The organism is Amycolatopsis marina, from assembly GCF_900111885.1.
GTDB classification, from domain to species: Bacteria; Actinomycetota; Actinomycetes; order Mycobacteriales; family Pseudonocardiaceae; genus Amycolatopsis; species Amycolatopsis marina.
Genome location: NZ_FOKG01000002.1, coordinates 206,848 through 233,252 on the forward strand (window position 1 = coordinate 206,848; position 26,405 = coordinate 233,252).

A 26,405-nucleotide genomic window follows, 5' to 3' on the forward strand; every position below is an offset into this window, starting at 1 on the left:
GCCGTGCGCGTGTCATGCCGCGTAGTCGGTAATGCCGTTGCTGCAGGATTGGAAGCCGGTGCCGCCGGAGTAGTCGCGGACGCAGACCTTGTAGTAGACCCAGTCCCCCGAGTCGACACTGATCGCCTTCTCGGTCTTGCCGCCGCTACCGCCCGAATGCCGCACGACCAGCGGGCCGACACCACCTGCCAGCCAGTACTGGACGACCGCGGACTTCCCGTCCGCCGCGCGGTCCCACACCACGAACGTCGCGTCCGACGAGCGGAAGAGCCCCTCTCCGGCGCAACTGCCGGACGAACACTGGGCGCTCCCGGTGCCCACCCCGCAGGATGGAGCGACCTGACCGTCCGAGCCGGTACGCACATAGGCGTCGGACACGTAGCCGTTGAGTGACGGGACGTAATCCCACAACGAAGTCGTGCCGAGCCTGCCGCTGACCCGGGTGCCCTGCGTCTGGCAGTCGATACTCACCTCGGTGCCGTTGTTCACCGTGCCGACGACGGTGGAGCTGGTGGTCGGCGCGCGGCGAACGTTGAGCGGATCACCCGCGGTTGTGATCGATCCGGTCACGGCTGCTCCAGCAGGAACGGCCGACCCGAACACCAATCCCACGACGGCCGCGACAACGATCGAAGTTCTCCCGGCGAAGCGCCGGATTGGCCTGTACCCCATGCCAAGTCAGGCTAGTCAGCCGCGTACGAATCGCATACAAACTCTGCGCGCTGCCCTGATCCTGAATTTTCCCCAACGTATCGCCACACCCGCGGAAAGCCTTGTCCGGATCGGGGTATCAACCTGACTTCCTCGTTGTTCCCTGCTTGCTCCGGAAACCGCCAAGACCGACGGCTTCGACCAGTGCGGTAAGCCCGAAAACGGTGGCCATGGAGTGCAGCCAGTTCGTGTTCTCGATGATCGTCAGTGCGCTCGTGCGGTCGAATTCGGGACGGCTGAACCACCACGGGTTGCCGTCGAGGACGCTCAGCGCCACGAACGACAGGAACGCCAGTACATAGGTCACCTCTCGGACGGCCACCCCGCGCCATCCGGCGAACGCACGCCCATCCCACTTCCTGACGAAGTACCGTCCGACACCCAGCGGCGTCGCGAAATAGGCGACCAGGGATATCTGGATGAGTTCCTGCCCACGCACGGCCACGTCGACGAAGGCGAGCACGATGGCCACGCAACCGAGCACGACGAGCGCGCGCATGCACAACTCGCTGACGCGGCGGCGTTTCATCACATAGCGAGTGACGAGCACGGCGGCGACCAAGCCCCAGTAGGCAACCGTGAGCAGATACAGATGAGGGGCTCGTAACACCATGTGGAGCACATAATCCACGACCACCCCAGGCTCGACATCCATCGTCACTCCCGATTAGTACACTGTGCCAACATCGAATTGGTACACTGTGCTAGTACGCTGTGTCAACTTGTGGAAAGATCGGCGGGCATGAAGGACAGGCGGCAGCAGATTCTGGACGCGGCGACGCGCATCGTGGCCGAGGGCGGCATGTCCGCGCTCAGCGTGCGTGCCGTCGCGGCGGCGGCAGGCATCGGCGCCAGCACACTTCGCTACTACTTCCCGTCCCAGCGGGAGCTGTACGACGAGGTGGTCGGCCGGTCGTTCGACGATCAGCTGAGCAACCTGCGGATCCACGATCGCGCGATCCCGCCGGCCGAACGACTGCTTGAATGCCTGCTGCAGTTCCTGCCGCCAAGCGAAGACCAGGTCCTGCATCTGGAGAGATGGCTGGCGTTCTACACCTCAGCCGTCGGCCCGGACCGTACCGAACAGGGAGCCGCACTGCTGGCGAGCTTCGCCCACCGCGCCCGCCGGCGCGTCGACGCCTGGCTGGCGGTCCTCCAGCAGGAGGACGCCCTCCGCCACGGCGACCGCGCACGCCACGGCACGCTACTGCTCGCCTTGATCGACGGGCTCTGCCTCGAACTTCTCACCCCCCAGTCACCCGCCACGCTCGAGAGCGCGCGGACAGCACTGGCCGACGCCATCGGAAACACGGTGGTCCTGGCCGAGAATTGATGTCACCCGCAGCGCGCCTTCGGGCCGGGACGGCGTAACGACGGTCGACACGCACGCAGTCCACGAAACGAACAACCGGAAAACATTCCGGCGCATGACCGGAAACCCTGGCGCGGAGATTATTGCCTGCCCCGAACGGCGCAGAAAGTTTCGCGGATGCAGCACAACGCACCCATTTGAACCAGACGGCTCATCCTGTCGAGCGCCACTCTCGGCCATTCACTGTCGACTGTCCGGACTGACCCAAGAACGTTCTGCTGCAAGGACTTTGCGAGCAGATACCGATGCGGCCGCCCCTTCTCCTGTTCACTCCCCCGGCCTAATGACCGTGGTATAGACCACCTGCTAGTGTCTTGAGTCGTTAATTCGTTGGCAGTAGGCGGCGAGGGTGTCGAGGATCTGGTCGGCGGTTTTGGTCCAGACGAATGGCTTCGGGTCTTTGTTCCATTCGTTGATCCACTTGCGGACGTCGGCTTCGAGTGCGGTGATGCTGCGGTGGGCGGAGCGGCGGAGTTTGCGGGTGGTCAGCTCGGCGAACCAGCGTTCGACCAGGTTGAGCCAGGAGCTGCTGGTTGGTGTGAAGTGCAGGTGGAAGCGGGGATGGCGGATCAACCATTCCTTGACCTTGGGGGTCTTGTGAGTGGCGTAGTTGTCCAGGACCAGGTGCAGGTCCAGCTCCTTTGGGACGGCGGCGTCGATCAGCTTGAGGAACCGCAGGAACTCCTGGTGGCGGTGTCGGCGGTAGTGCTGGGCGATCACCGAGCCACTGTTGATGTCGAAAGCGGCGAACAGGCTGGTGGTGCCATGGCGGATGTAGTCATGGGTCATCCGAGCTGGCGTCGTCGGCATGATCGGCAGGATCGGCGCGGTGCGATCGATCGCCTGCATCTGGGACTTCTCGTCCACCGCGAGCACCAACGCGTTGTCCGGCGGAGACAGGTACAAGCCGACGACATCACGGACCTTGTCCACGAACTGCGGATCGGTCGACAACTTCCAGGTCTCGATCGCGTGCGGCTTTAAACCGAATGCCCGCCAGATCCGCGAGACCGCCGACTGCGACATGCCCGTTGCCACAGCCATCGACCGGGTCGACCAGTGCGTGTCCCGCCCAGGCGTCTCCTCCAGCGTCTTCGTGATCAACTGCTCAACCCGCTCATCAGCGATCACCCGCGGTCGTCCCGGACGCGGGTCATCCGAGAGCCCCTCAAGCCGACGCGCCAGGAACCGCGACCGCCATTTCGACACCATATTCCGCGAGACCCCAACACTCTGAGCGACCTCACCAATCGAGCCTCCCTCGGCGCAGCGCAACACAATCCGCGACCGCAGCGCCAACGCCTGCGCGGTCTTCCGCCGACGCGACCATCCACTCAGGACGCTACGCTCCTCGTCCGACAACAACACCGGATCAAGCTTCGGGCTCGGCATCGCCACACCCTACAACTACCAACGAACTACTGACTCAAGACACTAGCGTCGGGCCGACAAGGGGAACAGGAAGAGCGAGTAATTCACACTCGCCAGGTGACGCCAAGCGTCCTGCGGCATGTTTGTACAGCACGAGTTTTCCAGCACGCGCATTTGTTGGCAGCGCCAATAAGACTCTGGGGGTTTCGGTGTCCCATATTGATCTTTCGGGAAGAACTGTCCTGATCACCGGTGGTCGAGGCTACCTCGGGTCCGTGCTCACCCGAGAACTGGCGAACAGAGGATGTGCGGTCCGAACCATCGACAACGGCCTGACCTCGTCTGTTTTCGTGCCCGGAAGAGGGGTATCCCACATCCAGGCCGACGTCCGCGACGTCGACGACTGGAGGGCCGCGTTGCGTGGTGTGGACGCTGTCGTTCATCTCGCCGCGATTGTCGGTGACCCGGCCTGTGCCGTCGACCACGATCTCGCTTGGGAGACCAACTACCTCGCGACCGTGCACCTCGCGGAGGCGTGCCGGGCCGAAGGGGTCGGGCGGTTCGTCTTCGCCTCGACATGCAGCAACTACGGTGCCTCTTCCCGCGGTCCCGCCAACACCGGAACCCCCCTGCACCCGCAGTCCGTGTACGCGGAAACGAAGATTCATGCCGAACACCATCTTCTGTCACAGCGGGACCACGGGTGCGCACCGGTAATCCTGCGCTTCGCCACACTGCACGGCCTTTCTCCCCGAATGCGCTTCGACCTGGCGGTCAACGTCATGACGGCCCACGCAGCGCTGACCGGCAGGCTCACGGTGCACGGTGGCGAGCAGTGGCGGCCGTTCCTGCACGTTCGCGACGCCGCACAGGCGGTGCTCCTGGCCGTCACCGGCACGACCCCGGGGAGCAGACCGCGCATATACAACTGCGGATCGGACCGCGAGAACTATCGGCTGCTCGACGTCGGCGCGATCATCGCGAAAGCAGCAGGAGGCGCGGCCGTCGTGGTCGAAGAAGGGTCGAAGGACCTTCGGGACTATCGGGTGGACTTCTCCGCGATCCACGAGGAACTCGGCTTCACCGCGAGCCGGAGTGTGGCCACGGGAGTGCGGGAACTCGTCAGCGCGATCAACTCTGGCGAATACCACGACTTCACCGATCTGCGTTACAGCGATCACGAACTCGTACTGGCATCGGTGGGTGCACGCGCCCCTGGAGCAGTCGTCAGGGCCAAGGGGAGCTGGCCACATTTGGTGTTCTACGGTGGCTGACCGCAGACGCGGCACGACCGGGGTCTTCGTCCTGTTCCTCGCGATCGGGCTGCTCCAGGGCGGGCTGGCCGTCGCACTGACCCGGCTGGGCAGCGATCGTTGGGCCCGGCCGGATTCCCTGCCGTACCTGCTCGCCTGTTTCAGTGCGGGCAGCGCCGCCGGTGTCCTGGTCTGCTGGCTGCCGCGCAGGCTGCTCCCGCATCGCATCCTCCTCGGCGGTGCCGTAGTCGCGACCGCTACCGGCGCGCTGAGCATCGTCGCTGCTCCCTTCGCTCTCGTGCCCGCGGCGACGTTCGTCGCCGGTGCCGGCTTCGGTGCGCTGGCCGTGCTGCTCAACGCGGCGGCGGCGACCGGCGGGGACGCGGTCCGGCGCACCAACTTCGGCAACGGACTGTTCGGCATCGGCGCCGTCTCGGGCCCCTACATCGCCAGCCAGACCAGCGGCGGTTCCTGGTGGGCACTGCCCGCCGTCGTCGCACTGGTGCTCGTGCTGGGATGGCCCGCTGCCACGCGGGCACCGGTGGCATCCGTAGCCCCTGCGACCGACATGGGCACCGTAAACCGGTTTGTGCTCGGTATCCTGCTCTTCGCCGCGTTCTGTTACGGGGGCGTGGAGAACGTCGCGGGTGGGCTGCTCCCCCAGCATCTCGGCTCGCTGGAAATATCCTCGGTCGGGCTGTACATGAGCTGCTTCTGGGGTGCGATGGCCATCGGCAGGCTCATCGCGGCAGCGGTAGGACATCGGGTACCCCCGACCCGCCTGATCACGATGGCGGCAGCGGGGGCAGGAGGCGGTTGCCTGTTGCTGGCACACCCGGCCACCGCGCTCGCGGGGTGTGCTGTGGTGGGGTTGTTCGCCGGACCATTGCTACCCACACTGCTGGCCACCCTGGCCACACTGGGCGCGGCACCGCTCGGCACCACACGACTGGTGCTGTTGTGCTCGCTCTCGGGCGCCGCGGTGTTCCCGATCCTCGCAGACCTTTTCCGACGCACCGTTCCCACGCACGCCGGCGTCCCGCTGGCTGTCGGGATCCTGTTGTCGTTGCTGCTGTTGTCGGTGCTCACCGCGAACGGCGCGCGGACCGCGCACTCCGTCGCCACACAGAGAACACCTTCCCGCCACGCATCTCCTGACCGAGAGAAGGATGTGTTTCCCCGATGACCAGATCTCCGGCGATCCTGGGCGGAGTTCCTGTTCGCACCGACGACCTGCCGGTCGCCCGGCCGACACTGCACACCGACACCACGCTACTGGGCGAAATCCACGACGTCCTGGGGTCCGGAATGCTCACCAACGGCCGCGAGGTGGCGAAGTTCGAGCGAGCGGTGGCCGACTTCCTCGAGGTCGAGCAGGTCGTCGCGGTCAGCAACTGCACCACAGGGCTCCTGCTCGTGCTCAAATGTCTCGGCATCCGTGGACAGGCCGTACTGCCGAGCTTCACCTTCATGGCAACCGGCCACGCGGCGGTATGGAACGGGCTGGAGCCCGTCTGGGCCGACTCCGACCCGCGCACCTGCACGCTTTCGCCGCGCTCGGTCGCGCAGGCGACCACGGCAAAGACCGCCGTGGTCCTCGGTGTGCACACATTCGGCTCTCCGTGCGACGTCGACAACCTCGAGGTACTAACCGGCGGACACGGGGTCCCGTTGGTGCTCGACTCGGCGCACGCCTTCGGCTCCCGCTATCGAGACGGACGACCGGTCGGTGGCCGCGGAACGGCCGAGGTGTTTAGCCTGAGCCCGACCAAACCGCTCACCACCGGAGAGGGCGGCCTGATCTCCACCAACGATGCCGGTCTGGCCGCCGAACTGCGGGTGGCCAGGGAGTACGGCAATCCCGGTGACTACGACAGCAGGTTCACCGGCCTGAACGGCAGGATGGGCGAAATCCCCGCACTGCTGGGCACACACAATCTCCGCCACCTCCCCGAGGTGCTGGACCGTAGACGTGGACTGGCCGAACGCTACCGGGAACGACTCGCTCAGCTGAACGGGATCGCCTTTCCGGAGACCGTGGGGCAGACGACGTTCAAGGATTTCGTCATCCTCGTCGATCCCGCCGATTTCGGACTCAGCAGGACGGATCTCGCGGCCGTCCTACGAGCGGAAAGGATCAGCACCCGAGCGTACTTCGATCCGCCACTACACAGGCAGCGCGCCTACCGAGAGCACCCGCCGCGGCTCGACCTGCCTGGTACCGAGTACCTGGCAGGTCGGGCGCTGACGCTCCCGTTGTTCGCGCATATGGGCGACGCCGACGTGGATCAGGTCTGCGAAGCTGTCGAGGCGGCGTACGAACACTCGGCTGCCATTATCGCTCGACTGCCCCAGCCTGGGACTCGTAGGGAGTCATCTCCGGTATGAACTACATCGCGGAACTACGGCGACTGGTCGGCAGTCGTCCGCTCATCCTGCCGGGCACCTCGGTGGTGCTGGTCGACGACGCCGGCCGGATACTTCTGGTCAGGCGCACCGACACCGGCGACTGGGGCCTGCCCGGCGGCTTCATGGACCCTGGCGAGTCCTTTGAGGACACAGGACGCAGGGAGGTCCGCGAGGAGATCGGCCTCGAGATCGACAAGCTCGAACTACTCGGCGTGTTCTCCGGCCCGGAGTACTACTATCGCTACCCGCACGGCGACGAGGTGTTCAACGTGACCGTCGCTTACACGGCCCGACCGAGTACGGGCGAGATCGAGCCGGACCACACCGAGGTCGGCGAGGTGAGGTTCTTCGAACCGACAGAACTTCCCGCGGACATCCTCGCCCCCGAAAAGCCCATCGTGGAACGTTACCTGGGTCTCGTGACCCATCGGCCCACTCCACAGAGGAGTGGATGACGTGGCCGAATACCTTTCCTTTCTCGAGACCACGCTGTCGGCGGCGGCCGACGCCGCACTCGGCTTCTTCGGCAAGGTTGTCCCCGGATACAAGGACGATGACGCCGATCAGGTCGTCACCGAGGCAGACCTCGCGATCGGCCGCTCGATCATCACCGAGATCACCAGGGTCTTCCCCGCAGACGGAGTGATCAACGAGGAGGACGGCGACGTTCGCGGCACCTCGGCGATCACGTGGGTCGTGGATCCGATCGACGGCAGCGCCAATTTCGCCGCGGGCAGCCCCCTGTACGGGGTGATGATCGGTGTGCTCCGTGGCGGTACGCCAGTGGCGGGCGGTGTGGCGCTGCCCGCATTCGGCGAGGTCTACCTGGCCGAAAGCGGTTCCGGTGTGATCCGCAACGGAGCAGCACTGGCTCCGGACCACGGTCAAGACCTTTCCACGGCGTTGGTCGCCTACGGCGTCGACGTGCACGGCACGACCCGGACGCATCAGGACTTCGCCAGCCTGCGGGCAGTTTCGGCGCACTGCCAAGGATTGCGCATGAGCAACAGCGTCTTCGACGCGGTCATGGTCGCCACTGGTGTCTACGGCGCCTTTCTGCACCGGAACTGCCGGATCTGGGACTGCGTCGCCCCGCAGATCCTGGTCGAGGAAGCCGGAGGGCGCTTCACCGACATCCACGGCACGCCGCTGGACTACGACGCGCCGGCGACCAAACGCGCGCACGTCTACACCGTGCTCGCAGCGGCACCACGACTGCACCGCCCCATACTGGAGGTGCTGCCCCCGTGAGGAGCTACCTCGACACCGCCATCGCGGCCGCATCCGCAGCGGGCACGGTGCTCGCGGCCCGGTTCACCGAAGGCACCACGTCCGCCCCCAAGGGCGACAAGGATGTCGTCACGCCGATGGATCATGCGGCCGAACAGGTGTGTCTGTCCCGTCTGCGGCAGGACTTTCCGGACTTCTCCCATGAGGCAGAGGAGAGCGGGCGGCGATCCACCGGTTCGTCGTTCACGTGGTACGTGGATCCGCTCGACGGCACGGCGAACTACCTCACCGGCAACCCGTACTTCTCCGTATCGATAGCCCTCGTTCAGGCCGGCGAGGTGATCACCGCTGTCGTGCACAACCCCGTCACGGGAGACTTCTTCACCGCGGAGCGCGGCAGCGGCGCGCGGCTGAACGGATCCCCGATCCACGCCGGTTCCGCGGCGGCGGCCGCCGAAGCCATGGCCGCGACCGCCTATTCCTTCGAGCCCGCACTGGAGCGGGAGAGTCTGCGAGCGCTGCGGATCCTCGGCTCCCGGTTTCGCCGAGTGGTGGTGAACTTCGCACCGGCACTGGACCTGTGCAACATCGCCCGTGGCAGGCTGTCGTGCCTGGTCGACTGCGGAAGCACACCGGTCGATCACGCGGCGGGCAGTCTTGTGCTCACGGAAGCGGGTGGTGTGCTGCGCAACTATGGTGGTGGCGGCTGGACCATTCGCGACACCGGAGTCGTGGCGAGCACACCGTCGCTCGCCGCCGAACTGGACCGGATGCTGCTCCCTGACGCCACGGCCGTCCAGCAGTGACACTGCGGGAGCAAGGGGGAACGGGCGAGCGCTCCGGTGTGGGCACCGCCCCGGTGATGGCACCACTGGCCAATCCGCTCGCCGCCTTATTCCCACGAGTAGTGCACGGCGAGCCCCTCCCGGCCCGCGGCGAGACCCGGGCGCAGCACCAGATCCTCGTCGTAGTCGCCGCCGTTCTGGTACCGGAACGGAAGTGGCTCCTCGTCCTGCAGTGAGCCGAGCCGGGCACGCAGTTCCTTGGCAGCCACCTCGTAAGCGTCTTCGGACACCCGGTCCGCGCCGTGCACCACGACGGGCGGCAATACCGACATTCCGCTGTACCACAGCGTGCCGTGCTGGAGTGAGAACAGCAGGTCGTTGGTCTCCCCGTTCACCCCGCGCGGTCCCATGCTCGTTTCCCGGGCGCCCGCGGTCAGCACGACCATCGCCCGCTTTCCGGCCAGCGCTCCCTCGCCGTACCGCAACGTCCGCCCGGAGTCGGGGTCCATGACTCCGTACGCGAATCCCTTGACGAAGACCCGGTCGAACCATCCTTTCAGGATCGCGGGCATCCCGTACCACCACAGGGGAAACTGGATGATCACCGCGTCCGCCCGGCGAAGTTTGTCCTGTTCGGCCTGAACATCCGCACTGAGCCGCCCGGAGACGAAGGCGCGCTTGGATTCCGCACCCACGACCAACCGGTCAGCTGGATCGTGCGCGAAGTCCTCGGCAGTCACCACCGGATTCCAGCCCATCGCGTACAAGTCGGACGTCTCGACCTGGTGGCCGAGTTCCCGCAGCGAACGTACGCCTTCGTCGCGCAACGCCGCGTTCAGCGAACGCTGTTCCGGGTGAGCGAAAATCCACAACACCTGCACTGGGACACACCTCTCCAAAGGGGGCGGCCGGACCTGTTCCGCGCCGCTCGGTTCGAGCATGCGCCCCCGGTACGGCCGACACGAGTGGCCTGATGGCCAATATATGAAAGAATCGAGCCATGGCGCTTTTCGAACACCCCGAGCGGCACGCGGTCGCCGTCCTTGTCCGCGACGGACTCCTGCCGATGGAGATGGGCATCGTGCAGCGACTCTTCAGCCAGGCCCGCTCCGCGGGCGGCGAACCGCTGTACGAGGTCCGCACCTGTGCGTTGACGCCCGGGGAGGTGCGCACCGACGCCGACATCACCATCAACGTCGCGCACGGCCCGGAGATCCTCGCCGAGGCGCATACCGTGGTCGTTCCGGCCTCCGACGAGGACTACGAGCCGACGCTGGACGGCACACTGAGCGCACCGCTCGCCGCCGCGTTCGCACTGGTCCGGCCCGGTACCCGGATCGCCTCGATCTGCACGGGATCGTTCGTGCTGGCGGCGGCCGGGCTGTTGGACGGCAGGACCGCGACCACCCATTGGCGGTCGGCCGACCAGTTTCGCCAACTGCATCCGTCGGTGCGACTCGACCCGGATGTGCTCTACACCGACGACGGCGAGGTGCTCACCGCCGCGGGAGTCGCCTCTGGAATCGACCTGTGCCTGCACATGATCCGGCGCGACCACGGTTCCGCCGTCGCCAACGAGGTGGCTCGGGGGACAGTCGTCCCGCCGCACCGCGAAGGCGGTCAGGCACAGTTCATCCGGCGTCCGGTGCCCGAATGCGGGCATTCCTCTACCGCGACGGCGCGCCAGTGGGCACTCGAAAACCTGGAGCGGCCGCTGACGCTGCGCGAACTCGCGGCCAAGGAGTCGATGAGTGTGCGCACCTTCACCCGCAGGTTCCGGACGGAGACTGGGATTTCGCCGCTGCAATGGCTGACCCAGCAACGAGTCGAACGGGCGCGCCAACTACTGGAGGAAACCGATCTTTCCGTCGACCGGATCGCGGCGGACGCGGGCTTCGGCACCGCCGCCTCACTACGCCAGCACCTGCAGTCGACCCTCGGGGTCTCCCCGACCGCCTACCGGGAAACCTTCCGCGGCCCGGTGACTGTCTCAGTCGCATGATCTATGTGGACGCGCTGCGGGGACGGGTCACCCGCTGTCCCGCGCACAGCGCTAGAATCAGCGCGAATAGAACACCACTGCGCTGGGTAGCCAACTGGATACCCAAGTCGATCAGGAGAGGCCATGAAGAAGGTTCTGACCATCGCCGTGGTCGCGCTGCTGCTGTTCTTTCTGATCTCTCAGCCGACACAGTCCGCAGCGCTGGTGCAGTCGCTCCTCGGCGGTCTGCGAGACGCGGCGGACTCCATCCTCACGTTCGTCCAGAACATCTTCACCTGAGCTGAGTGGGAGTCAGTCCTTTCTGATCTGGGCGATCGAACGGACCACGGCCATGCAGATGTCCTCGACATAGTCCAGACCTGCCTCCTCGGCGATGGCGCGCGCCTCGGCCGAGGCGATGCCCTGCTGCAGCCACAGCGCCTTCGCCCCGACCTGGACGGCCTGCCGCGCGACGTCCGCGGCCTCGGGCGACGGCCGGAAAACCTCGACCACCTCGACCGGCTCCGGCACATCGGCCAGCGAACGATAGGCGCGTTCGCCGAGAATTTCCTCGGCGCCGGGATGAACCGGGATCACCCGGAAACCCGCGGCCTGCATCGCCGCGGGCACCGAGTGGGCGGCCTTGTCCGGATTCGTGCTCAGGCCGACCACCGCGATCGTGCGGTACTGTCGCAGAATTCGTTCGGCTGTCTCATTCATAGCGGGTTCCTTCCGTTGGACGGGGTGCGATCTCCACTGTGGACCCCTGCCGTCGTTGGTCAATTCTCGGTACCGACTCGGTACCACCGGGGTGAGGTGTTCAGCGGCGGGCGCAGCCGAGCCCGCACCACCAGCACGGTGGGCTCGTCCGCCCGGCTGAACTCCCGCAGTCGCCGCCGGAAGGCCCTGCCGAAGCCGTCGACACGGTCGGCCCTGACGCCGAACGACCGCGCGAGTCCCACGAAGTCCGGCGTCACCAGGTCGACCCCGCGAGCAGGCAGTCCCGCCTGTTCCTGGTCATAGCGCAACATTCCGTATCCACCGTCGTCCACGATGATCGTTGTGACGGGCAGGGTCTCCTGGACCAGCGTGGCCAACTCCGCGCACGCATAAAGAAAACCACCGTCGCCGCACACGCACACGGCACGTCCCATACCTGCCGCGGCCGCGCCCATCGCCGCGGGAAATGCGAACCCGAGGGTGCCCCAGCCCATCGGGTACACGAGCTTGCGGGGCGCGGATACGCGGTGGAAGCCACCGATCCAGTATCCGGCGACGCACATGTCCGCCACGAGTATCGCGCCGTCCGGCAGGGTTTCGCGCAGTGCGGACAGCAGTTCGGCAGCCTGCGGTTCCTCAGCCCGCACCCGCCGCCGGACGCGGTGCTCGATCCGGTCCAGCCGGGTACTGAGCCGGTCGAGCCCCCGTCGCTGCGCCAGGCCGGTCAGCAGGCCCTCGGTCACGGCGAGCGCATCTCCGACAAGGGTCACGTCGGGGCGGTAGTTCTTCGCGGCGTCGGCGGCGTTCACGTTCACCGCGATCATCGCGGGCGGCTGGGGCATCAGCCAGTTCTGGGTCATCAGGCCGTCGAAGTCCGTGCCGATGCCCAGTACCACGTCGGCCTCGTCCCAGAGTTCGCCGACCTCGGGGACGTGTACCGGATCGGCGGCGAGGCACGGATGTCCGGGAGGCAGCAGGCCACGGGCCGCGAACGTGGTCACCACCGGCGCGGCAAGCCGTTCGGCGAGGTTCCCGATCGCTGCTCCCGCTCCCGAGCGCAGGGCGCCACCACCGGCCCAGATGAGTGGACGCGCGGCCTCGGACAACAGAGCGCGAGCCCGCTCGAACGCGCCTGTGTCCACCGCGGGTATGAGTTCCGTCCCGCCCTGCTCCGGCCCGCGCCCTGCCCGCTGCCGCAGAAAATCCGCCGGGATGCCCAGGTAGACGGGGCCACTCTGCGGAGCCATCGCCGTCCTGCCCGCGTGCAGCAGTGCGGGCGCGATCTCGTCCGGAGACGGCACGGTGAGAGCCGCTTTCGTGACGGGGGCGAACATTGCCCGCTGGTCACTGGACTCGTGCAACACGCCCCGCACCACCCCGGGTCTGCGCAGGGACGAGGGAATGTCGGTGGCGACGATCAGTACCGGCGACGCCGATGCCATCGCCTCCCCCACCGCGCCGATGGTGTTGGCCGCGCCGGGACCCGTGGTGACCAGCGCGACTCCCAGCTTGCCGCTGGCACGGGCATAGCCGTCGGCCGCGTATCCGGCGGCCTGCTCGTGGCGTACGCCGACCAGCCGGATCCCCGCGGTGCCCAGAGATTCCCAGATCGGCAGGTTGTGGACACCTGGAAGGCCGAACGTGACGTCGACGCCGAGATCGGCCAGCGCGTCGGCAAAACGCTGCGCTCCGGTTTCCGGCACCCGTCCAGCCTAACGAAATCGCTCAGGGACCGGCCACGGCGGCCGTCACCACTGTGCGGGCAGCACCTCGGCCGATGGCGGCGGGCCGGGTGCCGTGCCCTCTCCGAACGGCCTGCCGCCCAGTTCCTCCCGGTGATGCGGCGTCGCCCACAACGAGAGGTCCGGTCCGTTCGGGACGATGCGGGTCGGGTTGATCCCGTCGTGGACCTGGTAGTAATGCCGCTTGATGTGGTCGAAGTCGACGGTGTCGCCGAACCCCGGCGTCTGGAAGAGGTCACGCGCGTAAGCCCACAGCACGGGCATCTCGGCCAGTTTGTTCCGGTTGCACTTGAAGTGTCCGTGGTAGACCGGATCGAACCGGACAAGTGTGGTGAAGAGCCGGATGTCCGCTTCGGTGATCGTCTCGCCGACGAGGTAACGGCGGGTGGCCAGGCGCTTCTCAAGCGCGTCCAGCCGGGCGAACAGCCGGCTGTAGGCGTCGTCGTACGCGGCCTGTTTCGAGGCGAAACCGGCCTCGTACACCGCCGCGTTGACGTCGGCATACACCTGCCGGTTGATCTCGTCGATCTCGCCGCGGTGCCGTTGCGGATAGAGGTCCGGCGCGCCGTCCCTGTGGTACGCGCCCCACTCGGTGGACAGATCGAGGGTGATCTGCGGATAGTCGTTGGTCACCAGCTCCCCGCTCGGGACGTCGACCACGGCCGGAACGCTGATCCCGCCGTCGTAGTCCGGGTCGGCCGCGTAGTAGGCCTCGGAAAGGAACTCGATGCCGAGCACCGGATCCACCGCGCCAGGATCGAGGGTGAAGCGCCAGCTCCGCTCGTCCTGGATCGGGTCGGCCACCGCGAGGGAGACGGCGTCCTCCAGACCGAGCAGTCGCCGCACGACGAGGCCACGGCTGGCCCACGGACAGGCCCTGCTCACCACGAGGCGGTAACGGCCGGGCTCGACCGGCCAGCCGGACGAGCCGTCCGCGGTGATGCGGGCGTCGAAATGATTGGCGGAGCGGACGAACTCCCCGGTTTCCGGGTCTGTCGGAATCGCCATGCCGTCCAGATTAGTGCCTGTCCCCTTTCGTGGCAGTGTGCGTAGACTCGGCCACTCGACGCGATCGGGAACGTGTTCTTGCCGTGTCGGACAGGACGCTGCCGTGACGAGACGACAGAGGTGGTATCCCCATGCCGATGATGCCCGTGACCGACTCGATGTTCCTGCTCGTCGAGACACGCGAACATCCGATGCACGTCGGCGGCCTGCAGCTGTTCCGGAAACCCGAAGGGGCGGGGCCGGACTACCTCAGCACCCTCCGTCACGACCTGCTGGAGAACTCCAACGTTCGCAGCATCTTCCGGCGCAGGCCCGCCAAACCGGTGAACACCCTCGGTCATGTGGCATGGTCCGACGACAGCGAACTCGACCTCGACTACCACTTCCGCCACTCGGCGCTGCCACAACCCGGCCGGATTCGCGAACTGCTCGAACTGACCTCCCGCTGGCACAGCACATTGCTCGACCGGCACCGTCCACTGTGGGAGATCCACCTGGTGGAGGGCCTGCAGGACGGCCGGTTCGCCATGTACAGCAAGATCCACCACGCGTTGCTGGACGGCGTCTCGGCGCTGCGGCACCTGCAGAACACCCTGTCCGAGGACCCCGACGCGCGCGACTGCCCACCGCCGTGGGGCTCGCGCGCCCCCCAGCGAGCCCGCCCCGCGCGCAACCCCCGTTCCCTGTTCTCCACGGCGGGAAGCTCACTCAGCCAGCTCGCCGGTCTCGCGCCCGCCGCGGCACGAGTGGCGAACGAGGCGGTACGGGAGCAGCGGCTCACACTGCCTTTGCAGGCGCCTAAGACGATGTTGAACGTGCCGATCGGCGGGGCTCGGCGGTTCGCCGCCCAGTCCTGGCCGCTGGAACGGGTGCGGGCCATCGCAACCGCGTCCGGAGCATCGCGCAACGACGTCGTGCTGGCGATGTGTTCCGGCGCGCTCCGGGACTACCTCATCGAGCAGCGGGCACTGCCCGACGCACCACTGATCGCGATGGTGCCCGTGTCACTGCGGGGCAAGTCCGACGCAAGGGAGGCTTCGGGCAACAACATCGGCGCACTGCTGTGCAATCTCGGCACCGACCAGTCCGATCCCGCCGCACGGCTGGCCGTGATCCAGCGGTCCATGCGCGACGGCAAGCGGATCTTCAAGGAACTCACTCCACTGCAGACGCTGCTGCTGTCCGGGGTCAACGTCGCCGCGCTCGGAGCGTCCCCCATACCCGGCTTCGTCGGGCACACCCCGCCGCCGTTCAACGTCGTCATCTCCAATGTGCCCGGCCCACGTAAGCAGATGTACTGGAACGGCGCCCAGCTCGACGGCGTCTACCCGGCCTCGGTGCTGCTCGACGGCCAGGCGCTGAACATCACCCTCACCAGCAACGGGGACAACCTCGACTTCGGCATCACCGGCTGCAGGCGCAGCGTGCCCCACCTGCAGCGCATCCTCACCCACCTGGACACGGCGCTGTCCGAACTGGAGGCCGCGACCAAGTAGCGGCCTGCCGGTCAGGCCTCCTGGTCGTCGAACCGCGCGCGTGCGCGTTCGACGTCGGGCATGGTGACGGTGGTCCAGCGCAGGAGTGCGTCGATGAGGTCCTGCAGCGTCGTTCCGAGCGGCGTGATGCGGTACTCCACGGCGAGCGGTCGCGAACTCACGATGACACGCTCGACCATTCCGTTGCGCTCGAGGCGCCGCAGCGTCGCCGTCAGCGACTTCTGCGTCACGGCGGGGATCGCCCGGCGTAGCTCGTTGAAACGCGAGGGGCGCTCGCACAGCGCGTCGAGCACCTGCAGCGACCACTTGTCGAGCACCTGGTCGAGCAGTTCACGATGCGACGCGGTGATCTGTGGACCGTCGGCTGTGGGGTGGGCGGTTTCCGGCACGAAACCTAGTATCGTTGAAGTTCCCTTCGTATACCAGGTAGACGTTGGATACCTGAAGTCCGACAAGCGAAGGGCACGTCATGACCGTGCAGTTGTTGACTCCTGAGGGCATGTTCCAGCCCGTTCCCTACCACCATGTCGCGATCGGCACGGGCACTCGGCAGGTACACGTGGCCGGCCAGATCGCCCGCGACGCCAAGGGAAATCCCGTCGCGACGGGTGACCTCACCGGTCAGGTCGTGCAGGCCCTGCACAACACCGCGCTCGGTCTGAACGGCGCAGGCGCGAGCTTCGCCGATGTCGTGCGTCTGCGGTTCTTCGTCACACGGTGGAGCCCCGAGAAAGCGGACGCCTTCATGGCGGGCGTCGAACGCGCTGCCGACGAGCTCGGGATTCCACGGCCGTTGCCGCCCCTGTCGCTCATCGGCATCGACTACCTGTTCGAGCCTGACGTGCTCGTCGAGGTCGAGGCGTTCGCCGTCCTCGACTGACCGACCAACTCAGGCGGCCCCGCGTTCCGGTGAACGTGGGGCCGCCGTGACCCCCAAAGAGATGTTTGACAGCATGCGCCGGCGCTCTGGACACTCCCCGGCGTGCACAATCCCGAACTGAGCAAGCTGCGTGTCCTGGCGCATCCACTGCGGATGCGCATCCTCTCGCTGCTCACCGGCGCCGCCATGAGTGCCGCCGAGGTCGCCCGCGAACTCGGCGACAGTCAGCCGAACGTCAGCTATCACCTCCGCAGACTGCAGGACGCCGGAATGCTGTACATCGCGGAGGAGGTCTCGATCCGAGGTGGCAGGGCCAAGCGCTACCGCCATGATCCGGACAGCGGAGGCGGTATGCACACGCACGACCAGGAGGAGGAGCAGCTGCTCGCCGCGGTACTGGGTGCGGAACTGCGCAGGCGGACCGCGTACCGGCTGCCCGGTTCCGGCGCCACGACCGACGCGGAGTTGTGGGTGGATCCCCGGGTCTGGCAACACTGCCTCGATCAGGCGAGGGAGCTGAGCCGGGTACTGCACGAGGCAGCGAAACCACCGCGTACACCGGGGACCCGGCGCGTCAGCACCACGATCGCGATGTTCGCCATGGACCAGAACCGGTGAGCGCGGGGCTTACGGAACCACTGCGGCACAGGAACTTCCGCGCGTTGACCGGTGGACGCACCGCCACCGAGCTGGGCAACGCGATCGCACCGGTCGCGCTGGCGTTCGTGGTGCTCGACCTCACCGGGTCCGTTGTGGACCTCGGCATCGTGGTCGGTGCGCGCTCCGTGGCGAACGTGCTGCTCGTCCTGCTCGGCGGCATGCTCGCCGATCGTCTGCCGCGGTCGTTCATCCTGCAGGGCACCACATTGCTGGCCGCTGTCACCCAGGCAGCCATCGCGGTGAGTGTCCTGTCCGGATTCGCCACGATCCCGCTACTCGTCGCGCTGAGCTTCGTCAACGGTGCCGCCGCGGCGCTGTCCCTGCCCGCGGCCGCGTCGCTGACGCCACAGACCGTGCCTGGCAGTCTGCTGACCCAGGCCAACGCTCTCGTTCGGATCGGGTCGAACTCCGGCCGGATAACCGGGCTCGCACTGGGTGGCGTGCTCGTGGCGGCAATGGGCTCCGGCTGGACCATCGGCGTCAACGCCGCGCTGTTCCTGCTCGCGTCGGCATGCTATCGCGGGGTCCGGCTGCCCGTCGCCGTCCGCACGGAGCGCGCCCGGCCGCTGGCCGAACTCGCCGAGGGATGGCGCGAGTTCGCCGCCCGGACATGGGTGTGGGTGGTGGTCGCACAGTTCATGGTGGTCAACGCGGTGATCGCGGGCTGTGTGGTCGTGCTCGGACCCGCCATCGCGGACGAGACCATCGGGCGCGGCGCCTGGGGGTTCGTGCTGGCGGCGCAGACGGCGGGCGCCTTCGCCGGAGGCTTCCTCGCCGCCCGCTGGCGACCGCGGCACCTGTTGCGGATCGGGGTCGCCGTGATCGTGGTCGAGGCGATTCCCATGCTCACCCTGGCCTGGGCGCCCGCGGTGATCCCGCTGCTGGTCGCGATGTTCACGGCCGGGGTCGCCATCGAACAGTTCGTGGTGGCGTGGGACGTATCGCTGCAGGAGAACATCCCGCAGGACCGGCTCGCGCGCGTGTACTCCTACGACATGCTCGGGTCGTTCATCGCGCTACCGGCAGGCGAGGTGGCCGCCGGTCCGCTGGCCGAGCGCTTCGGCACGGCGGTCACCCTGACCGGCGGCGCGATCCTGATCGTGCTGACCACCGGAGCAGCCCTGCTCTGCCAAGACATTCGCACCCTGTCCCGCACGAGCACGGCCCCCGTCCCCTAACCTCCCGCACCCAGGTTGGTACGTCTGCAAGTACCCCCAAGCAAGATCGACATCACCGCTAACCGCTACCAAGCCCGACCGCTTGGGACGTGGCTTGGTAGCGGAAAACGCAGTAATGATCTTGCTTGGTGGTACTTGCAGGCACTCCATGCTTTGGGGGTGTGCCGCGTCGGCGGGGTGATCAGTGCTTGATGCCGGCGGGGTGGGAGGTGGGCCAGGGACGGATCTCCTCGACCAGCTTCGCCACCGCGAGCACCAGGTCGTCGGAATGTCTCGGGCCGACGATCTGCAGCCCGACCGGGAGCCCGCTCGCCGTGAACCCGGCAGGCACGCTGATCGCGGGCTGCATGGTGAGGTTGAACGGGTAGCTGAACCGGGCCCACTGCGGCCAGCTCTCCACACCACTGCCCGGCGGCACGTCGTGACCTGCCTCGAACGGCGGAATCGGCACGGTCGGGGTGATCAGCACGTCGTAGCGGGTGTGGAACTCGCCCATGTGGATCCCGAGAGCGGCCCGCTGCGCATTGGCCTCGAGGTAGTCGGCGGCCGAGTAGGTCATGCCCTTGTCCCAGACCTTGCGCAGGCCGGGATCGACCAGCTCGTCCGAGCCCTCGGGGAAGGTGTTCAGCCACTTCGCCGCCCCCGTCGACCAGAGGACGTCGAACGCGTCCAGCGGATCGCTGAATCCCGGATCGGTCTCCTCGATCTGCAGCCCGGCCTCGCTCAGCGCGGCCACGACGGACAGCACGATCCGCGCGACCTCGGGGTCGACGTCGACGTAGCCGAGCGTGCCGGAGTACGCCACGTTCAGCCCGCGGGCGTCCCGGCGCACCGCCTCGCGGTACACGCTCAGCGGCGGGGGAAGCGCGTTCGGGTCGCGATGATCGGGCGCGGCCAGCACGTCGAGCATCAGCGCGACGTCGTCCACGGAACGAGCCATCGGGCCCGCGTGCGCCAGCGCGCCGAACGGGCTCGCCGGGAACAGCGGGATCCGGCCGCCGGTGGGCTTGAAGCCGACGATTCCGCAGAACGACGCGGGAATCCGCACCGAGCCGCCGCCGTCGGTTCCGACCGAGAGCTCACCCATCCCGGCCGCGACGGCGGCCGCGCTGCCACCGCTCGATCCACCCGGCGTGCGCGAGGGGTCCCACGGGTTGCGGGTGACCCCCACCAGCGGGCTGTCGGTGACGGCCTTCCAGCCCAGCTCCGGGGTGGTGGTCTTGCCGAGCAGCACGAGCCCGTTCTCCCGCATCCGCGCGGTCACCGGGCTGTCGACATCCCATGGCTGGTCCGGGTCGATGCACCGCGAACCCCGCAGTGTCGGCCAACCCTGTGTGAGGAACATGTCCTTGATCGAGCTGGGCACACCGTCGAGCCAGCCGATGGGGTTGCCCTCGCGCCAGCGCTCCTCGGAGCCCTTCGCCTGGTCGAGTGCCACCTCGGGGTCGACCAGCGAGTAGGACTTCAGTTCCGCGTCCCGCTCGGCGATCGTGTCCAGCGCGACCTGCGTAGCTTCTACCGGTGACACCTCCCCCGACGAGTAGGCGGCCACGAGCTCGCTCGCCGTCAGCAGGGTGGTGGTGTTGGCTGGCATTCTTCTCCTCAGCGCTCTTGCGGGGGTGACGGCACGTAGCCAAGTGTTTTGTCGACGACGTTGCGCAGCGGAAGACCCGAGGTCCATCGCCGGAAGTTGTCCGCGAACACCTCTACCAGCGTGTTGCGCCAGCCGATGAAGTCGCCCGACATGTGCGGCGACAACAGCACGTTCGGCATACTCCAGAGTGGATTGTCCGCGGGCAGTGGTTCGGTGTCGAAGACGTCGAGCGCGGCGCCGGCGAGCTGTCCGGAACGGAGCGCCTCGATCAGGTCGCCGGTCACCACCAGTTCGCCTCTGCCGACGTTGACGAACCGCGCTGTCGGCTTCATCGCCGCGAAGGCAGTCGCGTTGAAGATGCCCTTGGTCTGCTCGGTCAGCGGGGCGACGGCCACCACGTAGTCCGCCGCGGGAAGGTGCTCGGCCAGCCGGTCGGAAGCGTGCACCGTGCCGAAGTCGGGGTCGTCCTCACGGGCCCTGCGCCCGACGCCCGCCACCTTCATGCCCGCGGCGCGCAGCATCCGGGCGATCGCACGCCCGATCGGGCCGGTGCCCATCACCAGTGCGTGCGTTCCGGAGATCCGCTCGGTCTCCCTGTGCTGCCAGCGGGCCTCGTCCTGCAACCGCAGCGATCCGGCGAAGTCCTTCGCGAAGGCCAGGATCACGCCGAGCACGTACTCGGCGATCGGGTCGTCGAACACACCACGCGAATTGGTGAGGACCACATCGCTGTCACGCAGTTCGGGGAAAAGGACCGGATCGACGCCCGCGCTCGCGATGTGCAGCCAGCGCAACCTGTCCGCTCCGTGCCACGCGTCGGGGACCGCGGTGGAAAGGAAGTCGTAGACGAACAGTGCGTCTGCCCCGCGTAGCGCCTCGGCGAGGCCGTCGGCGCGGGTGTAACGAACTTCTGCCGTTTGCTCGATGCTGCCCATGGCTGGAGGGTGTTGATCGCCACACAACACCGCCAGCACCGGGGTCTCCGTGCCGCTCACATTGACACGGTATGAGTCGGTCGTATGATTGTCAACAATCCGAGGGCCACCCCGGAGGCACTCCTTCAGAGATCGGCCGGAGGCTGAGCCTTGGATTTCACAGCGCTGGACTTCCCCGCGTTCGAAGGGCCATTGGCCCAGCGCGGTATCGGCGTCATCGCCCCCTTCGACCTGGCGCTGGAGCGGGAGCTCTGGCGCTGGGTACCGATGGAGGTCTCCCTGCACCTGGCCCGAACGCCGTACGAACCCGTGCCGGTGAGCATGGAGATGGCGCACCTCGTCAGCAACAGCCAGCACCTGGCGGCGGCCACCCGGGACGTGCTGCACGTGGAACCCGAGGTGGTCGCGTACCTGTGCACCTCGGGCAGCTTCGTCAACGGCATCGACTACGAGCGCTCCCTGTGCAAGGCGATCTGTGACGCGGGCGCTCCGGACGCGGTCACGACCTCCGGGGCCCTCGCCGAAGTGCTGCAGCAGCTCAATCTGAGCCGCATCTCGGTACTCACGCCGTATGATGCCGACCTCACCGGCGCACTGCACGACTTCCTCACCGAGCTGGGTGTACGCACCGTTTCCAGTGACCACCTCGGCCTCGGTGGCGGCATCTGGAAGGTGAGCTACCGGACCATCGCCGAGCGGATCATCGCCGCCAACCACGACGACGCCGAGGCGATCTTCGTCAGCTGCACGAACCTGCCCACCTATGACCTGATCGAGCCGCTGGAACAGGCACTGGGCAAGCCGGTGCTGACCGCGAACCAGCTCACGATGTGGGCCTGCCTGAAGCGGATGCAGCTGCCGGTCGTCGGCCCGGGCGAATGGCTGCGTGAGGTCACCTGATCCGCCACACCCTTGACGCCGTCGACGTTGGCGCATCTACTAGGATTGTTGACAATCTTGCTGGAGGTACTCGATGACGACCGTTGGGTTCATCTATCCCGACCACGCCGCCGAGGACGACTACCCGCTGGCCGAGGGCCTGCTCGGCGACGTCCGGCTCGCGGTGGAGCACATCTACGGCACTGACCTGCACGCGGTCGCCGAACTGCTCGACCTCGGCAGTCCGGAACGACTGGCCGAGGGCGCCCAGCTGCTCGCGCCGCATCGGCCGGACGCCATCGTGTGGGCCTGCACCAGCGGCAGCTTCGTCTACGGCCCGGAAGGCGCGGCCGAGCAGGTGGCGAAGCTGTCCGAGGCCGCTGGCGGCATCCCGGCGTCCAGCACCTCCTTCGCCTTCGTCCACGCCGCCGGCGCGCTCGGCCTGCGCCGCGTCGCCGTCGCGGCCAGCTACCCCGATGACGTCGCCCGCCTCTTCGTGGAATTCCTCGCCGCGGGCGGTGTCGAGGTCGTTTCGATGTCCAGCGCGGACATCGACACCGCGGCTGAGGTCGGCAGGCTCACGCCGGAAGCCGTGCTGGATCTGGTCCGCACGCACGACCATCGCGACGCCGACGCGGTGCTGATCCCGGACACGGCGATGCGCACCCTCGCACTCCTGGGCGACATCGAAGAACACCTCGGCAAGCCGGTTCTCACCGCCAACCAGGTGACCGTGTGGGAAGGACTTCGCCTGGCCGGTGCCGGGCGCGTCGTGGAGTCCCTCGGCGCGTTGTTCCGCACCCTTTCGGTGCCGGTTGGGGCAGGGGGCCGCTGACATGCCATTGGCCGACATCGAACCGGTGAGCCGGGAGTCCACCGCGGCGATCATCGCGCGGCAGCTGCGGGACGCGATCATGAACGGTTCGCTGCCGCCCGGCGCCCAACTCGGCGAGACCGAACTGGCCGCCCGGTTCGAGGTGTCACGCGGGCCGCTCCGGGAGGCGATGCAGCGACTGGTCTCGGAAGGCCTGCTGCGCAGCGAGCGGCATCGCGGCCTGTTCGTCATCGACCTCGAACCGGGCGACGTTTACGACATCTACGTCGCGCGGTCGGCGATCGAGCGGGCGGCGGCGATCCGCATCCTGCGCGGGGACCGGGAGGCGGCCGCGGCCGTGCTGGACGAGACTGTCCAGGACATGGCCGCCGCCGCCGACGACGACGATCCCACCGCGCTGTCGGAGGCCGACCTGCGCTTCCACGAGGCCCTGATCAGCGCCTCGGGCAGCCAAAGACTGGTCCGTATGGCCCGCACCCTGCTGATCGAGACCCGGATGTGCCTCTCCCTGCTCCAGCAGACCTACCAACGCGTCGAGGAGCGGGTCAACGAGCACAACCGCATCATCGAGGCGATCCGCGAGGGCGACCAGGATCTGGTCCTCGCGCTACTGGAGGCCCATATGGAGGATGCCGTCCAGCGCCTCGTCCCGGGCACGAGTCTGCACGCGGACTGAGAGAGCGTCCGAGAACCGAGCTGACCAGCTCAGCTGCCCTGCGTTCGCGCAGCCCGAGTGACGAACCCGGGCTGCGCGAACGCGGTCAGAGCTCGGCGGTGACGGCGGCGCCGAGGTCGGCGGTGGTGGAGCTACCCCCGAGATCGGGCGTCGCCACAGCACCGTCGGCGAGCACCTTTTCCACCGCGCAACGGACGGCCCGCGCGGCCTCGGGCTCGCCGAGGTGCTCCAGCATCATCGCGCCCGCCAGCACCTGGGCCACGGGATTCGCGATGCCCTTGCCCGCGATGTCCGGTGCGCTGCCGTGCACCGCCTCGAACATCGAGGGGTGCTGCCCCGGCGGATTGATGTTGCCGGAGGGCGCCATGCCGAGCCCACCGGTGACGGCCGCCGCGAGGTCGCTGAGGATGTCGCCGAACAGGTTCGACCCCACCACGACGTCGAGCCGGTCCGGCTGCTGCACCATCCGCGCGGCGAGCGCGTCCACATGCATCTGTTCACTGTGGATATCCGGGTACTCCGCCGCGATCTCGGCGAAGATCTCGTCCCAGAACGGCATCGAGTGGACCAGCCCGTTCGACTTGGTCGCCGAGCAGACCCGTCCCGTGCGCGTCCGCGCCAGGTCGAACGCGTAACGGATGATCCGCTCCACGCCAACCCGGGTGAACACCGACTCCTGCAGCACGAACTCGCCGGGCTGCCCTCTGTTGTGCCGCCCGCCGAGTTCCGAGTACTCACCTTCGGAGTTCTCCCGGACGATCACCATCTCCAGCTCGTCGGCCGAGCGGCCCGCGAGCGCGCTCGCGGTCCCCGGCAGCAGCCGCACGGGCCGCAGGTTCACGTACTGCGCGAACGCCCTGCGGACCGGGAGCAGCAGACCCCACAGCGAAACGTGGTCGGGGACTCCGGGGAACCCGACCGCACCGAGGAGGATGCCGTCGAACACCGCGAGCTGGTCGATCCCGTCCTCCGGCATCATCCGGCCGGTCTCGGCGTAGCGCTCACAGCTCCAGTCGAACTCCGACCAGCGCAGATCGAAGCCGTACACCTCGGCCGCCCGGCCGAGGACGTTCGTCGCCTCGGCCGTGACCTCGGTCCCGATCCCGTCGCCGGGAATGCTCGCGATCCGGTAGCTCCGGTCGGCAGAACTCACAGACTCACCGCGATGTACTTGGTCTCGAGGAACTCGTCGATACCCACGGTGCCGCCCTCGCGGCCGAGGCCGGACTGCTTGATCCCGCCGAACGGCGCGGCGGGGTTGGAGACGATGCCCTGGTTCAGTCCGATCATCCCGGCCTCAAGGCGCTCCGACACCCGCAGTGCCCGCTTGACGTCGTTGGTGAAGAGGTAGGACACCAGCCCGTACTCGGTGTCGTTGGCGGCGGCGACCGCCTCGTCCTCGGTGTCGAACACCGAGATCGGCGCCACCGGCCCGAAGATCTCCTCGGTGGCCAGCTTCGCGTCCTTGGGCACGTCGGTGAGCACAGTGGCCTGGTAGAAGTTGCCCGGGCCGTCCACAGCGGACCCGCCGGTGAGCACCTGCGCACCGCGATCGGCCGCGTCCGCGACCAGGCTGCTGACCTTCTCCACGGCCGCCTCGTCGATCAGCGGACCGACCACGACACCTTCTTCGGTGCCGCGGCCCATCGGCAGCGCCGACATCCGCTCGGTGAGCCTGCGGGAGAACTCCTCGACGATCCCGCGCTGCACGTAGAACCGGTTGGCGGCCGTGCACGCCTCACCGATGTTGCGCATCTTCGCCTGCATCGCGCCCTCGATCGCAGCGTCGAGATCGGCGTCGTCGAAGACCAGGAACGGCGCGTTGCCGCCGAGTTCCATGGACGTGCGCAGCACCTTGTCCGCGCACTGCTCCAGCAGCTTGCGCCCCACGGCGGTGGAGCCGGTGAAGGACAGCTTGCGAGCGCGCCCGTCGCGGATCAGCGGCTCCATCAAGCCGCCGGAGTTCGAGGTGGTGACGACGTTTACCACACCTGCGGGCAGTCCCGCCTCGACGAGGATCCCGGCCAGCGCGAGCATCGAGAGCGGCGTCTGCGCAGCGGGCTTGATCACCGAGGTGCAGCCCGCGGCGATCGCCGGGCCGAGCTTGCGGGTACCCATGGCCATCGGGAAGTTCCACGGTGTGATGAGCAGGGTCGGACCCACCGGCTGGCGGTGCACCAGGAACCTGCCGCTGCCGTTGGGCGCGACCGCGTAGCCACCGTCGATCCGCACCGCCTCCTCGCCGAACCAGCGGAAGAACTCGGCCGCGTAGGTGATCTCACCCTTGGCCTCGGCCAGCGGCTTGCCCATCTCCAGGGTCATCAGCAGTGCGAGTTCGTCCGCGCGGGCGATCAGCAGTTCGTAGGACCTGCGCAGGATCTCCCCGCGCTCACGCGGTGCCATGGCGGCGAAATCCGCCTGTGCGGCGACCGCGGCGTCGAGGGCGGCCTTGCCGTCCTCCGGTGTCGCGTCGGCCACCTCGCAGAGCACCTTGCCGGTCGACGGGTCGTGCACCGGGAAACTCTTGCCCCCCGTGGCGGCCGTCCACTTGCCGCCGATGAACAGGTCCTTGCCGACCGCGTCGACGACGCCTGCCTCGCTGATGTCGCTCATCGTGCTCCTCGCTTGATTGCGCCTGGTCCGAGTACCATGCTATGCATATTGTCAACAATCGACAACACCCCTCGCAA

General features: G+C 67.6%; 28 protein-coding genes. 16 read left to right on the forward strand and 12 right to left on the reverse strand.

Annotated features, from left to right (window positions below; all coding sequences use genetic code 11):
- Positions 1 to 12 precede the first annotated feature (12 nt).
- Complete coding sequence (locus BM199_RS05155; RefSeq protein ID WP_245788167.1) at positions 13 to 570, reverse strand: SH3 domain-containing protein; 558 nt, start codon at positions 568 to 570, stop codon at positions 13 to 15.
- Positions 571 to 790: 220 nt separating this feature from the next.
- Complete coding sequence (locus BM199_RS05160) at positions 791 to 1,366, reverse strand: hypothetical protein (RefSeq protein ID WP_091670314.1); 576 nt, start codon at positions 1,364 to 1,366, stop codon at positions 791 to 793.
- Positions 1,367 to 1,453: 87 nt separating this feature from the next.
- On the opposite strand from BM199_RS05160, the gene BM199_RS05165 reads away from it, so the two are divergent.
- On the forward strand, positions 1,454 to 2,044 hold the full coding sequence (locus tag BM199_RS05165; RefSeq protein WP_091670318.1) for a TetR family transcriptional regulator: 591 nt from the start codon (positions 1,454 to 1,456) through the stop codon (positions 2,042 to 2,044).
- A 345-nt stretch (positions 2,045 to 2,389) separates the two neighbouring features.
- Here the strand turns inward: BM199_RS05165 and BM199_RS05170 are convergent, their stop codons facing one another.
- Positions 2,390 to 3,475, reverse strand: coding sequence for an IS630 family transposase (locus tag BM199_RS05170; RefSeq protein ID WP_091670899.1), 1,086 nt, complete (start codon positions 3,473 to 3,475; stop codon positions 2,390 to 2,392).
- A 188-nt stretch (positions 3,476 to 3,663) separates the two neighbouring features.
- Between BM199_RS05170 and BM199_RS05175 the strand changes: the two genes are divergently transcribed.
- From BM199_RS05175 to BM199_RS33735, 6 genes are read left to right on the forward strand one after another with little or no spacing between them, the layout of a single operon-like run.
- Positions 3,664 to 4,728, forward strand: a complete 1,065-nt coding sequence (locus BM199_RS05175) for an NAD-dependent epimerase/dehydratase family protein (RefSeq protein WP_281245663.1) — start codon at positions 3,664 to 3,666, stop codon at positions 4,726 to 4,728.
- The gene (locus tag BM199_RS05180) at positions 4,721 to 5,893 is read left to right on the forward strand and encodes an MFS transporter (protein ID WP_091670320.1); all 1,173 of its coding nucleotides are present in this window, start codon (positions 4,721 to 4,723) and stop codon (positions 5,891 to 5,893) included. The genes BM199_RS05175 and BM199_RS05180 overlap by 8 nt, the downstream gene beginning before the upstream one ends.
- A complete protein-coding gene (locus BM199_RS05185; RefSeq protein ID WP_091670323.1) occupies positions 5,890 to 7,095 on the forward strand; it encodes a DegT/DnrJ/EryC1/StrS family aminotransferase in 1,206 nt (401 codons plus the stop codon). Before BM199_RS05180 ends, BM199_RS05185 begins: the two co-directional genes overlap by 4 nt.
- Positions 7,092 to 7,571: an NUDIX hydrolase gene (locus tag BM199_RS05190; RefSeq protein WP_091670326.1), complete on the forward strand. Its 480-nt coding sequence runs from the start codon at positions 7,092 to 7,094 to the stop codon at positions 7,569 to 7,571. Before BM199_RS05185 ends, BM199_RS05190 begins: the two co-directional genes overlap by 4 nt.
- A 1-nt stretch (position 7,572) precedes the next feature.
- Entirely contained in the window at positions 7,573 to 8,367 is a 795-nt protein-coding gene (locus tag BM199_RS05195; RefSeq protein ID WP_177242477.1) for an inositol monophosphatase family protein, read from the forward strand.
- Positions 8,364 to 9,152: an inositol monophosphatase family protein gene (locus BM199_RS33735; protein ID WP_177242478.1), complete on the forward strand. Its 789-nt coding sequence runs from the start codon at positions 8,364 to 8,366 to the stop codon at positions 9,150 to 9,152. The genes BM199_RS05195 and BM199_RS33735 overlap by 4 nt, the downstream gene beginning before the upstream one ends.
- A gap of 86 nt (positions 9,153 to 9,238) precedes the next feature.
- Here BM199_RS33735 and BM199_RS05205 read toward each other — a convergent pair whose 3' ends face one another.
- Positions 9,239 to 10,012, reverse strand: coding sequence for an NAD(P)H-dependent oxidoreductase (locus BM199_RS05205; RefSeq protein WP_218160290.1), 774 nt, complete (start codon positions 10,010 to 10,012; stop codon positions 9,239 to 9,241).
- Positions 10,013 to 10,131: 119 nt separating this feature from the next.
- Here BM199_RS05205 and BM199_RS05210 point away from each other — a divergent pair, with 119 nt between their 5' ends.
- A complete protein-coding gene (locus BM199_RS05210) occupies positions 10,132 to 11,133 on the forward strand; it encodes a GlxA family transcriptional regulator (RefSeq protein ID WP_091670335.1) in 1,002 nt (333 codons plus the stop codon).
- Between the two features lie 123 nt (positions 11,134 to 11,256).
- Positions 11,257 to 11,412: a hypothetical protein gene (locus tag BM199_RS33740; RefSeq protein WP_177242479.1), complete on the forward strand. Its 156-nt coding sequence runs from the start codon at positions 11,257 to 11,259 to the stop codon at positions 11,410 to 11,412.
- A gap of 12 nt (positions 11,413 to 11,424) precedes the next feature.
- Here BM199_RS33740 and BM199_RS05215 read toward each other — a convergent pair whose 3' ends face one another.
- Genes BM199_RS05215 through BM199_RS05225 form a run of 3 tightly spaced genes read right to left on the reverse strand, consistent with a single transcriptional unit; the run spans position 11,425 to position 14,582 of the window.
- A complete protein-coding gene (locus BM199_RS05215; protein ID WP_091670338.1) occupies positions 11,425 to 11,832 on the reverse strand; it encodes a CoA-binding protein in 408 nt (135 codons plus the stop codon).
- Positions 11,833 to 11,891: 59 nt separating this feature from the next.
- The gene (locus BM199_RS05220; protein WP_091670340.1) at positions 11,892 to 13,535 is read right to left on the reverse strand and encodes a thiamine pyrophosphate-binding protein; all 1,644 of its coding nucleotides are present in this window, start codon (positions 13,533 to 13,535) and stop codon (positions 11,892 to 11,894) included.
- Positions 13,536 to 13,580: 45 nt separating this feature from the next.
- Positions 13,581 to 14,582, reverse strand: a complete 1,002-nt coding sequence (locus BM199_RS05225) for a glutathione S-transferase family protein (RefSeq protein ID WP_091670343.1) — start codon at positions 14,580 to 14,582, stop codon at positions 13,581 to 13,583.
- A 131-nt stretch (positions 14,583 to 14,713) separates the two neighbouring features.
- Between BM199_RS05225 and BM199_RS05230 the strand changes: the two genes are divergently transcribed.
- The gene (locus tag BM199_RS05230; RefSeq protein ID WP_091670346.1) at positions 14,714 to 16,078 is read left to right on the forward strand and encodes a WS/DGAT/MGAT family O-acyltransferase; all 1,365 of its coding nucleotides are present in this window, start codon (positions 14,714 to 14,716) and stop codon (positions 16,076 to 16,078) included.
- Positions 16,079 to 16,089: 11 nt separating this feature from the next.
- Here the strand turns inward: BM199_RS05230 and BM199_RS05235 are convergent, their stop codons facing one another.
- Entirely contained in the window at positions 16,090 to 16,467 is a 378-nt protein-coding gene (locus BM199_RS05235; protein WP_091670349.1) for a winged helix-turn-helix transcriptional regulator, read from the reverse strand.
- Between the two features lie 80 nt (positions 16,468 to 16,547).
- Here BM199_RS05235 and BM199_RS05240 point away from each other — a divergent pair, with 80 nt between their 5' ends.
- The 3 genes from BM199_RS05240 (at position 16,548) to BM199_RS05250 (ending at position 18,796) form a co-directional block, all read left to right on the forward strand.
- Positions 16,548 to 16,958, forward strand: coding sequence for a RidA family protein (locus BM199_RS05240; protein ID WP_091670352.1), 411 nt, complete (start codon positions 16,548 to 16,550; stop codon positions 16,956 to 16,958).
- A gap of 102 nt (positions 16,959 to 17,060) precedes the next feature.
- Positions 17,061 to 17,576 carry an ArsR/SmtB family transcription factor gene (locus BM199_RS05245; protein ID WP_281245665.1) on the forward strand — a complete coding sequence of 172 codons (516 nt, stop codon included), beginning with the start codon at positions 17,061 to 17,063 and terminating at the stop codon, positions 17,574 to 17,576.
- Positions 17,573 to 18,796 (forward strand): MFS transporter, encoded by a 1,224-nt coding sequence (locus tag BM199_RS05250; RefSeq protein WP_091670354.1) that lies wholly within the window; start codon positions 17,573 to 17,575, stop codon positions 18,794 to 18,796. Before BM199_RS05245 ends, BM199_RS05250 begins: the two co-directional genes overlap by 4 nt.
- A 181-nt stretch (positions 18,797 to 18,977) precedes the next feature.
- On the opposite strand, the gene BM199_RS05255 is transcribed toward BM199_RS05250, so the two are convergent.
- Together BM199_RS05255 and BM199_RS05260 are read right to left on the reverse strand one after the other, a co-directional pair.
- Positions 18,978 to 20,390, reverse strand: coding sequence for an amidase (locus BM199_RS05255; protein ID WP_091670357.1), 1,413 nt, complete (start codon positions 20,388 to 20,390; stop codon positions 18,978 to 18,980).
- Between the two features lie 8 nt (positions 20,391 to 20,398).
- Positions 20,399 to 21,385 carry a D-2-hydroxyacid dehydrogenase gene (locus BM199_RS05260; RefSeq protein ID WP_177242480.1) on the reverse strand — a complete coding sequence of 329 codons (987 nt, stop codon included), beginning with the start codon at positions 21,383 to 21,385 and terminating at the stop codon, positions 20,399 to 20,401.
- 90 nt (positions 21,386 to 21,475) lie between these two features.
- On the opposite strand from BM199_RS05260, the gene BM199_RS05265 reads away from it, so the two are divergent.
- From BM199_RS05265 to BM199_RS05275, 3 genes are all read left to right on the forward strand, one after another.
- Positions 21,476 to 22,225, forward strand: coding sequence for a maleate cis-trans isomerase family protein (locus BM199_RS05265; RefSeq protein WP_091670359.1), 750 nt, complete (start codon positions 21,476 to 21,478; stop codon positions 22,223 to 22,225).
- A gap of 73 nt (positions 22,226 to 22,298) precedes the next feature.
- Positions 22,299 to 23,039, forward strand: a complete 741-nt coding sequence (locus BM199_RS05270; protein WP_091670362.1) for a maleate cis-trans isomerase family protein — start codon at positions 22,299 to 22,301, stop codon at positions 23,037 to 23,039.
- Between the two features lies 1 nt (position 23,040).
- On the forward strand, positions 23,041 to 23,715 hold the full coding sequence (locus BM199_RS05275; RefSeq protein WP_091670365.1) for a GntR family transcriptional regulator: 675 nt from the start codon (positions 23,041 to 23,043) through the stop codon (positions 23,713 to 23,715).
- Between the two features lie 85 nt (positions 23,716 to 23,800).
- Here BM199_RS05275 and BM199_RS05280 read toward each other — a convergent pair whose 3' ends face one another.
- Positions 23,801 to 24,868 (reverse strand): tartrate dehydrogenase, encoded by a 1,068-nt coding sequence (locus BM199_RS05280; protein WP_091670368.1) that lies wholly within the window; start codon positions 24,866 to 24,868, stop codon positions 23,801 to 23,803.
- Entirely contained in the window at positions 24,865 to 26,328 is a 1,464-nt protein-coding gene (locus tag BM199_RS05285) for an NAD-dependent succinate-semialdehyde dehydrogenase (RefSeq protein WP_091670371.1), read from the reverse strand. The genes BM199_RS05280 and BM199_RS05285 overlap by 4 nt, the downstream gene beginning before the upstream one ends.
- Positions 26,329 to 26,405: the final 77 nt, after the last annotated feature.